The 12,872-nt window shown below is 64.7% G+C and carries 12 protein-coding genes and 1 pseudogene; 4 read left to right on the plus strand and 9 right to left on the minus strand.

Features of this window, described 5'->3' with window-relative positions; all coding sequences use genetic code 11:
- Positions 1-1,115 (minus strand): ABC transporter transmembrane domain-containing protein (locus ACEN8I_RS23720; RefSeq protein ID WP_413331103.1); only part of this gene is annotated, 1,115 nt, incomplete at its 3' end.
- A gap of 377 nt (positions 1,116-1,492) precedes the next feature.
- Here ACEN8I_RS23720 and ACEN8I_RS23725 point away from each other — a divergent pair.
- Both ACEN8I_RS23725 and ACEN8I_RS23730 read left to right on the plus strand, forming a co-directional pair.
- The gene (locus ACEN8I_RS23725; protein ID WP_413331104.1) at positions 1,493-1,759 is read left to right on the plus strand and encodes a hypothetical protein; all 267 of its coding nucleotides are present in this window, start codon (positions 1,493-1,495) and stop codon (positions 1,757-1,759) included.
- Positions 1,760-1,783: 24 nt separating this feature from the next.
- Entirely contained in the window at positions 1,784-2,140 is a 357-nt protein-coding gene (locus ACEN8I_RS23730; RefSeq protein WP_413331105.1) for a DOPA 4,5-dioxygenase family protein, read from the plus strand.
- Between the two features lie 3 nt (positions 2,141-2,143).
- On the opposite strand, the gene ACEN8I_RS23735 is transcribed toward ACEN8I_RS23730, so the two are convergent.
- From ACEN8I_RS23735 to ACEN8I_RS23770, 8 genes are all read right to left on the minus strand, one after another.
- Positions 2,144-3,211 (minus strand): acyltransferase family protein, encoded by a 1,068-nt coding sequence (locus ACEN8I_RS23735; RefSeq protein WP_413331106.1) that lies wholly within the window; start codon positions 3,209-3,211, stop codon positions 2,144-2,146.
- Positions 3,212-3,229: 18 nt separating this feature from the next.
- Entirely contained in the window at positions 3,230-4,192 is a 963-nt protein-coding gene (locus tag ACEN8I_RS23740; RefSeq protein ID WP_413331107.1) for an NAD(P)H-dependent flavin oxidoreductase, read from the minus strand.
- A gap of 78 nt (positions 4,193-4,270) precedes the next feature.
- On the minus strand, positions 4,271-6,061 hold the full coding sequence (locus tag ACEN8I_RS23745) for an acyl-CoA dehydrogenase (RefSeq protein ID WP_413331108.1): 1,791 nt from the start codon (positions 6,059-6,061) through the stop codon (positions 4,271-4,273).
- 138 nt (positions 6,062-6,199) lie between these two features.
- A complete protein-coding gene (locus ACEN8I_RS23750; RefSeq protein ID WP_413331110.1) occupies positions 6,200-7,132 on the minus strand; it encodes an electron transfer flavoprotein subunit alpha/FixB family protein in 933 nt (310 codons plus the stop codon).
- Positions 7,133-7,143: 11 nt separating this feature from the next.
- On the minus strand, positions 7,144-7,893 hold the full coding sequence (locus ACEN8I_RS23755) for an electron transfer flavoprotein subunit beta/FixA family protein (protein WP_413331111.1): 750 nt from the start codon (positions 7,891-7,893) through the stop codon (positions 7,144-7,146).
- Positions 7,894-8,179: 286 nt separating this feature from the next.
- Positions 8,180-9,496 (minus strand): mechanosensitive ion channel family protein, encoded by a 1,317-nt coding sequence (locus tag ACEN8I_RS23760; protein WP_413331113.1) that lies wholly within the window; start codon positions 9,494-9,496, stop codon positions 8,180-8,182.
- Positions 9,481-10,284, minus strand: a complete 804-nt coding sequence (locus ACEN8I_RS23765; RefSeq protein WP_413331114.1) for an enoyl-CoA hydratase — start codon at positions 10,282-10,284, stop codon at positions 9,481-9,483. Before ACEN8I_RS23765 ends, ACEN8I_RS23760 begins: the two co-directional genes overlap by 16 nt.
- 9 nt (positions 10,285-10,293) lie before the next feature.
- The gene (locus tag ACEN8I_RS23770) at positions 10,294-11,247 is read right to left on the minus strand and encodes a histone deacetylase family protein (protein WP_413331115.1); all 954 of its coding nucleotides are present in this window, start codon (positions 11,245-11,247) and stop codon (positions 10,294-10,296) included.
- Positions 11,248-11,298: 51 nt separating this feature from the next.
- Between ACEN8I_RS23770 and ACEN8I_RS23775 the strand changes: the two genes are divergently transcribed.
- On the plus strand, positions 11,299-12,219 hold the full coding sequence (locus tag ACEN8I_RS23775; RefSeq protein WP_413331116.1) for an AAA family ATPase: 921 nt from the start codon (positions 11,299-11,301) through the stop codon (positions 12,217-12,219).
- A gap of 29 nt (positions 12,220-12,248) precedes the next feature.
- Positions 12,249-12,872, plus strand: a pseudogene (locus ACEN8I_RS23780) (DUF58 domain-containing protein); the annotation flags it as partial.

Raw genomic sequence — 12,872 nt, forward strand, 5'->3', positions numbered from 1 at the left:
CCCACAACATATTCAGTGAGGAAGGCCTGGTTGCGCGCCCCCATCTGGAACTGCTCCTGCAGCCGCGCCTGGAACAGCGGCGCGACCACCAGGCTCAGGCCGACGATGACGGCCAGGATGGCCAGCACGATCAGCGTCAGGGTGACGCTGTAATAAAACATGATGGCGACAAAGATCAGCAAAAAAGGAAAGTCCAGCACCAGCGTAACGGCCGCGCTGGCGATGAACTCGCGAATGGTTTCCACGCCGTGCAGCCGCGCCGCGATGACGCCGGTGGGCCGGTGCTGGAAGTACAGCGGCGGCAGTTTGAACAAGCGCTCGAACACCGAAGAGCCCAGCACCGCATCAACCCGGTTGCCGGTGTGCAGCACCAGGTATTGACGCAGCCATGACAGCGCCGCGGAAAAAGTCATGAACACCAGCATGCCGATGGCGATGACAATGAGCGTGCTTTCGGTGCGGTGCACCACCACCTTGTCGATGATGGCCTGGGTAAAGAGCGGCGTGGCCAGCGCGATGAGCTGGATGACCAGGGAAGCCAGCAGCACCTCCTGCCAGAGTCTTTTGTGTTTGAGCAGCTCGGGCACAAACCAGCTGAAGCCGAATTTGCGCGACTGCCGCGCCTGGGCTTCGCTGTCGGGGTCGGCGGCCGGGTCGGCTTGCGGCGTGACGCGGGTGATGTGGCCGTTGTAGCGCAGCGCGAACTCGGCCAGCTCCAGCGTGCGCGGGCTGGCGTCGCCGGCTTCGATCAGCAGCAGCTTGGTGGCATCGGCTTGCAGGACCAGGGCGGGCGCTGTCTGTTCGGGTGCCTTTGCTTCTTCCGTGCCGGGGTCTTTTTGTTCTTCACCGGCCGCCTGGACCGGGGCGGGATCGGCCGCCTTGGGCTGCAACCAGGCGATCAGCGGAAAGCTTTCCTTGTCCAGCTTCCCGGCCTTGGCCTTGTGGTGAACAGCGTCAAAGCCATAGGCCTGCATCGCGTCCAGCAAGGAGCGCGTTGTGTAGGGCGCCGCCAATTGCTGGCGCGCCAGCGCGTCCGAAAACGGCTTGCGGTGTAAAGCGCAGACTCCCTGCAATGCCCAGAAAAAGGCATCTCCCGATACTTTTTTATCCATCATCCCCGACCCGTTGCGCTTGAATCAGCTGCTGTTAGTTGTGGCGCCACTTTGCGCATTTGTCTTCTGCCCGTGCGCGCCTTGTCACGCACCATCACGGCCAAATCAGTTTAGATTCAAAAAACACCTGGCAACCACTATTTCTGCTTCTGTGTTGCATTCCTGGAATTTTTTCCAAGGAAAAATAGTGAATTAGTAAACAGGGCGACACTTGCGGTCGCAAGCCTCCTCTAATCAGAGGAGCCGGCAAGCTTTGGTGCTTACAAATCCGGCGACAGGAGCAGGCCGGCACTGGCGGCCAAGGGCGACAAACAAAGCCCTTGCCAACGCCATGGCCGAGCCAAAACGCAATAATATTTGCCTGCGCAAGAGGTATCACCATGGCACATGTACTCGCAAAACTCAGGAGCGCACCGCTGGCCGCCGTCAAGCAGCAGTTGGAACACGATGTGGCCGAGCATGCTGAACAGGGCATGTATCTGGAGCACCTGTGGCAGAACGCGGACAAGCCCGAAGAGGTGTTGTTCCTGTTTCAGGTGAAAGACCTGGCCCACTGCCGGCAGCGCATGCGCGAGGTGCATGCGCAGGCGCTTGCGAAGAACCCGGATACGCCTTTGCCCGAGCTGACCTTCCTGGACGGCTCTTGAATCTTTTCCTGAATAGCTCCCCCTATGCCCGACACCATCCAGCGTCCCGAAAATATCCACAGCCACTACCACGCCCACATCTATTTCGGGCCGGACACCGTGGAGCAGGCGCGCGCGCTGGCAAGCCGGGCCGGTGAGTTGTTCAAGGTGGGTGTGGGCCGCGTGCATGAGCGCGAGGTCGGGCCGCACCCGCGCTGGAGCTGCCAGCTGTCGTTTGACAATGCGGAGTTTGATCGCGTGATTCCCTGGCTCGAGAAAGAGCGCCAAGGCCTGGATGTGTTTGTGCACGGGGTCACGGGTGACGACCTGGCGGACCACACCACGCATGCTTCATGGCTGGGCCAGCCGGCCGAGCTGAAGCTCGAGATGTTCAGGCGCTGAGGTTCAGGCGCTGAGTTTGCAAGGAGCAAACCGCAGGGGCGCGGACTCCACCCAGCGGTACAGCGCCTGCCCCGCAAGCAATGAGAGAGCAAACGCCAGCAGCATGCCCAGCGCATTCGCGGCCAATTGCGTGGGCCAGAAATGGTTGACCACGGCATTGACCAGCAGGCAAACCGGGAAGTGGATCAGGAACACTGAGTAGGAGATGCGGCCCAGGTGCACAAGTGAGCGCTTGTGCAGCCAGCTTAGCGGCCAGGCATCTTGCGGCGCACGGCTGAGCCACACCAGGGCCAGTGCGGTCACCACCGCCACCACCAACCTCCCCCGGAAGTCCAGCGCCAGGGCCAACGCGCCCAGCACCGCGATGGCCGAGAGCCAGAAACCATGGCGCGCACCCGCCTCGCGCGAGGCCCAGAAAGCCAGCATGCCCAGCGCATAGGCGCCGAAGAAATACAGCGCGGTGATGTCAAAAGAGGGTTGCCGGTTGAACACCAGCAAGGACAACAGCGCAATCAGCAAGACGGCCATGGCGCCCGCCGACACCGCCGTGCTGGTGCGCAGGCGCCGCGAAGCGGCAAACACCAGCACCGCCATCGCATAAAGCTGCAGGTCCATCGCCACATACCAGACACCGGCCGACAGCGACTCCTGGCCCAGCAGGTCCTGCAGCAATAGCGCATGGGCCAGCAGCTGGAACAGCGTGGGCGGTGCGGACACGGAAGGATGGTCAAACCAGGGCCTGACCAGCGCGGCCACAAGCACGCTCACCATCAGTGCGGCGAGATAGGGTTTCACAAGCCGCGCATAGCGGCGCAAGATCAAAGGCCCGGCGGACTCGAAGACGGCTGTGCCCTTGGGTGCCAGCGATGCGGCGGCCAGGAAACCGCCCACCACCAGGAAGAGCTGCACCGCCATGCGGCCATAGTCATACAGCCAGTCCATGAGCCCGGGCGCATAGCCGTACACCACGTCCGACATGGGCCCGTAAAAAGCCAGGTGGTGCCAGACGATGAGCACGCAGGCCAGGCCTTTGAGGGCGTCAAGGCCCTGAAGGCGCTGGGGAGCCGTCATACAGTAGCCGCCGGACTGCTAGGCGCAGACCCGCTGGCGCGCGTCAAAGTATTCGCGCTTGAGCTGCTCCACAAAGGCCGCGGCGCTTTGCACCTTGCTGACGGCGCCTATGCCCTGGCCGCAGCCCCAGATGTCTTTCCAGGCTTTGGACTTGCTGCCTTCGCCGCCGCTGAAGTTCATGGTCTTGACGTCGCCCTCGGGCAGGTTGTCCGGGTCCATGCCGGCCGCGCGTATCGAAGGCGCGAGGTAGTTGCCGTGCACACCGGTAAAGAGGCTGCTGTAGACGATGTCGTCTGAGTTGCCGTCCACGATGGCCTGCTTGTACGCGTCCGTAGCGCGGGCTTCGTCGGTGGCGATAAAGGCCGAGCCTATGTAGGCGAAGTCGGCGCCCATGGCCTGCGCGGCCAGCACCGCGCCACCCGTGGAAATCGCGCCCGACAGCGCCAGCGGGCCGTCGAACCACTGGCGGATTTCCTGGATCAGCGCAAAGGGGCTTTTGACGCCCGCATGGCCGCCCGCGCCGGCGGCCACGGCCACCAGGCCGTCCGCGCCTTTTTCAATCGCCTTGCGCGCGAACTTGTTGTTGATGATGTCGTGCAGCACCACGCCGCCGTAGCTGTGCGCGGCCGCGTTGATGTCCTCTCGCGCGCCCAGGCTGGTGATGTAGATGGGCACCTTGTACTTCACGCACAGCTCCATGTCGTGCTCCAGCCTGTCGTTGGACTTGTGCACGATCTGGTTGATGGCAAAGGGCGCGGCCGGTTTGTCGGGGTTGGCCTTGTTGTAGGCGGCCAGGGTCTCGGTGATCTCGGCCAGCCACTCGTCGAGCTGCGCCGCGGGCCGCGCATTGAGCGCGGGCATGGCGCCGACCACGCCGGCCTTGCACTGCGCGATGACCAGCTTGGGGTTGCTGATGATGAAGAGCGGCGAGCCGATGATGGGCAAGGGCAAATTGTTCAACGCGCCGGGCAGTCTGGACATGGTGGCTCCGTGGGTATCAAAGCAAAGACAGGGGGATTCAGGAAAACAGGCTGCCGCTGGTGGATGGCGGCCGCCTTGTCAGAACGCGTCCAGCGCCAGCGCGGTCACGCTGTCGGCGCCTTCGACAATGCTGTCGCGCAGGCCGGGGGCCTTGGTCAGCAGGTGGTCGGCGTAAAAGCGCGCGGTGGTGACCTTGGCCTGCATGAAGGCCACGTCGGTTCCCTGCGCGATTTGTTCCTGCGCGACCAGCAGCGAACGCGCCATCTGCCAGCCCGCGACCACATTGCCCGCCAGCATCAGGTAGGGCACGCTGCCCGCGAACACGGCGTTGGGGCTGGCCTTGGTGTTGCCGGCTACAAAGTCGACCACGTCGACAAAGGCTTCACGCGCGGCCTTCAGGCGCTTGGCCACGGCCACGGCGTCCGCATTGCCCTGCTTGACGAGCTGTTTTTCGGTGGCCTCGATCTGGCCGGCGATGGCCTTGGCCACCTGGCCGCCGTCGCGCGAGGTCTTGCGGCCTATCAGGTCGTTGGCCTGGATGGCGGTCGTGCCTTCGTAAATCGTGAGGATCTTGGCATCGCGGTAGTACTGGGCCGCACCGGTTTCTTCGATAAAGCCCATGCCGCCGTGCACCTGCACGCCCAGCGAGGTGACTTCCAGGCTCATCTCGGTGCTGTAGCCCTTGACCAGCGGCACCATGAACTCATAAAAAGCCTGGTTCTGCTTGCGCACCTCGGCATCGGGATGATGGTGGGCCGCATCGTAAGCGGCTGCCGCCACGGAGGCCATGGCGCGGCAGCCTTCGGTGTAGGCGCGCATGGTCATGAGCATGCGCTTGACGTCGGGGTGGTGGATGATGGGCGCGCTGGCCTTGATGGAGCCGTCGACCGGGCGGCTCTGCACACGGTCTTTGGAAAAGGCCACGGCCTTCTGGTAGGCGCGCTCGGCAATCGCGATGCCCTGCATGCCGACGGCGTAGCGCGCGGAGTTCATCATGATGAACATGTATTCGAGGCCGCGGTTCTCTTCGCCGACGATGTAGCCTACAGCGCCGCCATGGTCGCCGTACTGCAGCACGGCGGTGGGCGAGGCCTTGATGCCCATCTTGTGTTCAATGCTCACGCAGTGCACGTCGTTGCGCGCGCCCAGGGCGCCGTCCTTGCCGACCATGAACTTGGGCACGACAAACAGGCTGATGCCTTTGACGCCTTCGGGCGCACCCGTCACGCGGGCCAGCACCAGGTGCACGATGTTCTCGGCCATGTCGTGCTCACCATAGGTGATGAAGATCTTGGTGCCGAAAATCTTGTAGGTGCCGTCGGGCTGCGGTTCGGCACGGCTGCGCACCATGGCCAGGTCCGAGCCGGCCTGCGGCTCGGTCAGGTTCATGGTGCCTGTCCACTGGCCGCTCACGAGTTTTTCGAGGTAGATCGCCTTGAGCTCGTCGGAGCCGGCCGTCAGCAGCGCCTCGATGGCACCGTCGCTGAGCAGCGGGCACAACGCGAAACTCATATTGGCCGAGTTCAGCATTTCGCCGCAGGCCGCGCCTATGGTCTTGGGCAGGCCCTGGCCGCCGAAATCGGCCGGGTGCTGCAGGCCCTGCCAGCCGCCTTCGACGTATTGTTTGAACGCCTCCTTGAAGCCGGGCGTGGTGGTGACTTCGCCATTCTTCCAGCTCGAGGGGTTGATGTCGCCGTCGCGGTTCAGCGGCGCCAGCACGCCTTCGTTGAATTTCGCGCATTCCTCAAGCACCGCCTGCGCGGTGTCCAGGCCGGCTTCCTCAAAGCCCGGGATTTTGGCGATCTGTTCGATATCGGCCAGATGCTGGATGTCAAACAGCATGTCCTTGACGGGGGCGGTGTAGCTCATTTTTTGTCTCCAGATTTCTCACGCCTTCCCCCGCTGGGGGAAGGTTGGGATGGGGGCCTGCGGCCATGGCAAAAGCGCTTGCTCAATCGCAGCCGGCCCCTCCCTGCCCTCCCCCAGAGGGGGAGGATGTTCAACTACTTACAGCGCCGCAACCAGCTCAGGCACGGCCGTGAACAGGTCGGCCTCAAGGCCGTAGTCGGCCACGCTGAAGATGGGCGCTTCCGGGTCCTTGTTGATCGCCACGATGACCTTGCTGTCCTTCATGCCGGCCAGGTGCTGGATCGCGCCGGAAATACCTGCGGCGATGTAGAGCTGGGGCGCCACGATCTTGCCGGTCTGGCCTACCTGCCAGTCGTTGGGGGCGTAGCCCGCATCGACAGCGGCCCGACTCGCACCGAGTGCGGCGCCCAGCTTGTCGGCCAGCGGCGTCAGCACTTCGCTGAACTTTTCGCTGGAGCCCAACGCGCGTCCGCCCGAGACAATGATCTTGGCGGCCGTCAGCTCGGGGCGGTCGCTCTTGGCGATCTCGGAGCCCAGGAAAGACGACTTGCCGCTGTCGGCCACGCCGGCCGGCGTTTCGATGGCGGCGGAACCACCCGTGGCGGCTGCCGCGTCAAAGCCCGTGGTGCGCACGGTGATGACTTTGGTCGCGTCCAGGCTTTGCACGATGGCGATCGCGTTGCCGGCGTAAATCGGGCGCTCAAAGGTGTCTGCGGCATCGACCTTGGTGATGTCGGAGATCTGGCCCACGTCCAGCGTCGCGGCCACGCGCGGGGCGATGTTCTTGCCCGAGGCGGTGGCGGGAAACAGGATGTGCGAATAAGCGGAGGCAATGGCCACCACCTGGGCGGCCATGTTCTCGGCCAGGCCGTGGGCGAAGTGTTCGCCTTCGACGTGGATGACCTTGGCGACGCCGGCAATCGCGGCGGCGGCCTTGGCGGCGGCTTCGGCGCCCTTGCCGGCCACCAGCACGTGGACTTCACCACCACACTGGGCGGCGGCCGTCACGGTATTGAGGGTGGCGGGCTTGATGCTGGCGTTGTCGTGTTCAGCAATAACGAGTGCGGTCATGTCATCGGTCCTTAAATTACTTTGGCTTCGTTCTTGAGCTTGTCCACCAGGGCGGCCACATCGGCCACCTTGACGCCGGCGCTGCGCTTGGGCGGCTCGCTGACCTTCAGGGTCTTGATGCGCGGCTTGACGTCCACACCGAGGTCTTCGGGCTTGAGGCTGTCGAGCTGCTTTTTCTTGGCCTTCATGATGTTGGGCAGCGTGACGTAGCGCGGCTCGTTGAGGCGCAGGTCGGTGGTGATGATGGCGGGCAGCGTGAGCGAGAGGGTTTCCAGGCCGCCGTCGACTTCGCGCGTGACCTTGGCGGTGCCGCCTTCGACCTCGACCTTGGAGGCAAAAGTGGCCTGGGGCCAGCCCAGCAGTGCGGCCAGCATCTGGCCGGTCTGGTTGCAGTCGTCGTCGATGGCCTGCTTGCCCAGGATGACGAGCTGGGGTTGTTCTTTCTCGACCAGGGCCTTGAGCAGCTTGGCCACGGCCAGGGGTTGCAGTTCTTCGGCGGTTTCGACCAGGATGGCGCGGTCGGCGCCTATGGCCATGGCGGTGCGCAGGGTTTCCTGGCATTGGGCGACGCCGCAGCTCACAGCGATGACTTCGGTGACCACGCCTTTTTCTTTCAGGCGCGTGGCCTCTTCGACGGCGATCTCGTCAAACGGGTTCATGCTCATCTTGACGTTGGCGATGTCGACACCGCTGCCATCGGATTTGACGCGGACTTTCACGTTGTAGTCGACTACACGTTTGACGGGGACCAAGACCTTCATGACAGGGCTCCAGAGTTGTTGATTGGCTGATATGACGTATCGATTGACGTTGACGTAAACGTAAGCTTTGCATTCTATGCTGCGGCGTGCCGGGTGCGGGCTGCGTAGCCGGCGGCCGGAGGGTATCCAGGGGTGCCGGGCAGAAAAAGAACGGTCGTTCTATTTTTTCATTATAGAGGGCGGAACAAGGGGAATTAGAGCATCCTGCCCAACCGTTGTCCTAAAGGTGTCTTTCAGGCGTCAATTGCGGGCGGCAGGGCCCTCCTCCACCGAGCCAGGGGCCAGCTCAGGAGGGTTTCGCAGGGTTCTTTTCGTCCACTGTGACGCGGGTATGCACCACGCGCTGCGGGTAGGGAATGTCGATGTTGTGCGCGCGCAGGGATTCGAGGATGGCCAGGTTGATGAGCGAGCGCAGGTTTTGCTGGCCGTTTTCCGGATCGCCCATCCAGTAGTTGAGCGTGAACTCCAGCCCGTCGGCGCCGAAATTCGTCAGGTTGACGCCGGGGCCCGGCTCGCGCAGCACGCGTTCCTGCTTGAGCGCCGCCTCGCTGAGCAAGCGCATCACCAGTTCCACATCGCTGTCGTAGCCCACCGAGACCACGGTGGACTGCAGCACCTGCGTGTCGCTCAGCGAGAGGTTTTCAATGCGGGTGCTGATGAACATCTCGTTGGGCACGATGGACTCGCGCCCCGAGGGCGCGCGCACCACGGTGTAGCGCGCGTTGATGTCGGTGATGCGGCCCTCGAAGGTGTCTACCCGCACGTTGTCGCCTATGCGCACGCTGCGCTCGGCCAGCATGACAAAGCCGCTCACGTAGTTGGCGGCCAGTTTCTGCAGGCCGAAACCCACACCCACGCCGACCGCGCCGCCCAGCACAGACAGGGCCGTGAGGTCTATGCCCACCGAGGACAGAGCCACCAGCAGGCCGACAAACATCAGCGCGGCGCGCACCGCGTTGCTGACGGCCTTGCGCAGGGACAGCTCGTTACCGGTGGCCGAGCGCAGCAGGCGCGCCTCTATGGCCGAGGAGATCCAGAGCGTGATCAGCAGCACCACGCCGGCCGTCAACGCGCCTTCGAGCATGGTCCGCACCGACAGGTTGCTGTTGCCGATCTTCCACTTGATTCCGTCGAGTTCGTCCAGCACCACCGGCAGCAGGCCGCTGACCCACAAGACCATGGCAAGCCAGGCCAGCCAGGAGATGGTGCGCTCCAGCGCCCGCACCAGCGGCGCGTCCTTGAAGGCCACCTGCAGCACCTTCACACCCAGGCGTATGACGGCCAACGACACCAGCACGGGAATCGCGACCTTGAAAAGCGCAACGGGAAACATGCGCTCCAGCAAGTCCTTGGCCATGTAAGCAAGGAACAGCAGCAGCACCGGAAACAGCACGCCGTCGATCACGCGGCGCCCGAACAGGATGGAGGTGTTGTCGACCGCCATGCGCGCGCGCCCGGCGACGCGCACCACCAGCCAGGCCAGCATGGCGCAAAGGACCAGCGCGGCAAGCTCCGTCAGGGTCGTGGGCTGGGCCAGCGCGGCGAACCAGGCGTCCAGGCTGTCGATACGGGCGGGGGGACGGGTCGTTACGGCGCCGGCCATTGGGGTTTCCTTTTCTCGATGAAGGCTTGCACGCCCTCCTGTGCAACGGCATGGGCCATGTTGCGGGCCATGGACTGGCCCGCGAGCTGGTAGGCGGCCTCGATGCCGGTTTCACGTTGTTGGTAAAAAAGCGCCTTGCCCGTGGCCAGCGCCTCGCGCGGTTTGGACAGCAGCGACTGCAGCAGTTTTTCGACCTCGTCGTCCAGCGCCTCGAGCGGCACGACGCGGTTGACCAGCCCGCGCGCGCGGGCCTCGCCGGCCGTGATGAAATCGCCGGTCAGCAGCATTTCCATGGCCTGCTTGGCCGGCATGTTGCGCACCAGCGGCACGCTGGGCGTGGCGCAGAAGAGGCCCACGTCGATCCCGTTGACGCCGAAGCTCGCGCCCTCGGCCGCCACGGCCAGGTCGCACTGCGCCACCAGCTGGCAGCCGGCCGCGGTGGCCAGGCCCTGCACCCGCGCGATCACGGGCACCGGCAGCTTCTGGATGCTGAGCATCATGCGCGTGCACTGGGCGAACAGCTTCTGGTAATAGGCCAGCTCGGGTTGCGCGCGCATCTCCTTGAGGTTGTGGCCAGCGCAAAAAGCCTTGCCCTCGGCAGCAATGACCAGCGCGCGCGCCGTGCCGTCGGCCGCGACGGTGTCGAGCGCGGCCTGCAGCGCGGCCAGCACGTCCTCGCCCAGGGTGTTGAAAGCAGCCGGGCGGTTCAGCACCAGGCGGTGCACGCCGCGCCCGTCCTGGCTGTGCAGCACGGGGGCCGAAATGTCAGCGGCGGATGCGGCGCTCATGAAAAACTCCTACAGGTCGGCCAGCACGCGGATGTGGGCCTCCACGCTGCGCGCCAGCGCATTCAGGTTGTAGCCGCCTTCGAGCGAGGAGACGATGCGGCCCTGCGCATGGCGCCTGGCGACATCCTTGATGCGCTGGGTGATCCAGGCGTAATCCTGCTCGACCAGGCCCATCTGGCCCAGGTCGTCGTCGCGGTGCGCGTCAAAGCCGGCGCTGATAAAAATCATCTCGGGCCTGAATTCTTCCAGGCGCGGTATCCACATCATCTCGATCAGCTCGCGCACGTCCATGCCCTTGGTGTAGGCCGGCACCGGCAGGTTGAGCATATTGCCGGCGCGGCTCTCGGTGCCGCTGTAGGGATAGAGCGGATGCTGGAAAAAACTCACCATCAACACGCGCTCGTCGCCGCTCAGGATGTCCTCGGTGCCGTTGCCGTGGTGCACGTCGAAATCGACGATCGCCACGCGCTTCAAACCATGGCGCTCCAGCGCATAACGGGCGGCGACGGCGACGTTGTTGAAAAAGCAAAAACCCATGGCCTTGTCATGGCAAGCATGGTGGCCGGGCGGGCGCACGGCGCAAAACGCGTTTTCGAGCTCGCCCGACAGCACCGCATCGGTGGCGGCCAGCGCCGCACCGGCGGCGCGCAGGGCGGCATTCCAGGTGTGCACATTGAGGGCGGTGTCGGGGTCGATCTGGGCATAGGCCGGCCCGCCGGCCTTGATGTCGTCGGCCAGGCGGTCGCTCAGGCCGCGCAGCGCCGCCACCATCATGCGGTCGTGCGCAAGTTCGATGTCGCCCAGGGCCGCCCGCGGCGCCTCGCGGGTGTCCAGCGCGTCCTTGACGCCGGTCGCCAGCAGCCAGTCGTCGATGGCGTCAAGCCGCTCGGGGCATTCCGGGTGCCCGGCGCCCATCTCGTGCCTGCGGCAGTCGGGATGGCTGAAATAACCAGTCGCGTTCATCGGGAAATCGTCGGCAAATGTTTTACGAAAAATTACGGTATGGTTGGCGGCATGAATGCCACAGAAAAACTCCAAGCGCTTCTGAATCAGCTTAACACGGTCATCGTCGGCAAGCCGGCCCAGGTGCAGGACTGCGTGGCCTGCCTGCTGGCCGGCGGCCACCTGCTGATCGAGGACGTTCCCGGCGTGGGCAAGACCACGCTGGCCCATGCGCTGTCGCGCTCTTTCGGCCTGCAGTTTTCGCGAGTGCAGTTCACCGCCGACCTGATGCCCAGCGACCTGTCGGGCGTGTCGATTTACGAGCGGCAAAAGGAAAGTTTTGTGTTCCACCCCGGGCCGGTATTCGCCCAGGTGCTGCTGGCCGACGAGATCAACCGCGCCAGCCCCAAAACCCAGAGCGCCCTGCTGGAAGCCATGGAAGAAAAACAGGTCACGGTCGAAGGCGAAACCCGCCCCCTGCCCCTGCCCTTTTTTGTGATCGCCACGCAAAACCCGCACGACCAGCTCGGCACCTACGCCCTGCCCGAATCGCAGCTGGACCGTTTTCACATGCGGATTTCCCTGGGTTACCCCGACCGCGCCGCCGAGCGCGAGCTGCTGCGCGGCGCCGACCGGCGCGAGATGGTCGAGCAGCTGCCGGCCCTGCTGGCGCCGCACGACCTGCTGGAGCTGCAGCAGATGGTGGCCCAGGTCCACGCCTCGGAAGCCCTGCTCAACTACCTGCAGGACCTGGTGGCGGCCACGCGCTCCGGCCGCTGGTTTTTGCAGGGCCTGAGCCCGCGCGCCGGCATTGCCATCATGCGGGCCGCCAAGGCCCAGGCTTTTTTGAGCAAGCGCGACTACGTGGCACCCGACGACATCGCCGCCGTGCTGCCGCAAACCGCCGCGCACCGGCTGATTCCCGTCAGCGACGCGGGGCGCGGCGCGGTGGAGCAGGTGCGCGCCATGCTGGACGCCGTGCCCCTGCCCTGAGCACAAGCCGAGCGAAACCGCTTTTCCCCATGGCCGCGCTGATCGCCCTCCCCAACCCCGCGGCTTTTGCCCGCGCGCGCTTCCAGGCCTGGTGGCAAAGCAAGCTGCCCTTTACCGACAGCGTGACGCTGACCCAGCGCAACGTCTACATCCTGCCCACCCGCCCGGGCTGGATGATGGGCGTCACCCTGCTGGTGCTGCTGGTGGCCTCCATCAACTACCAGTTGAGCCTGGGCTACCTGCTGACGTTTTTGCTGGCCGGCAGCGCGCTGGTCGGCATGCATGTCTGCCACGGCACACTGCGCGGCCTGTCCATGAACCTGGCCGCGCCCCATCCCCAGTATGTGGGCGCCACCGCCACCTTCGAGGTCAAGCTGACCAATACCCGGCGCGGCACGCGCCACGGCATAGGCCTGAGCGTGCTCAACCCGCAGGACGTGGACATCGAAAAAGGCCGCGAACGGCACTGGGCCTGGACCGACGTGCCCGCTCAGGGCAGCAGCACGGTGCAGGTGGCATTCACCCCACGGCGGCGCGGGCTGCACAGGCTGCCCACGCTGACCGCCGAAACCCGCTTTCCGCTGGGCACCTTCCGCGTCTGGACGGTCTGGCGGCCCGCCGCGCAGGTGCTGGTCTATCCCGCGCCGGAAGCC

It is taken from the genome of Polaromonas sp. CT11-55, from assembly GCF_047303325.1.
Classification (GTDB): Bacteria; Pseudomonadota; Gammaproteobacteria; order Burkholderiales; family Burkholderiaceae_C; genus Polaromonas.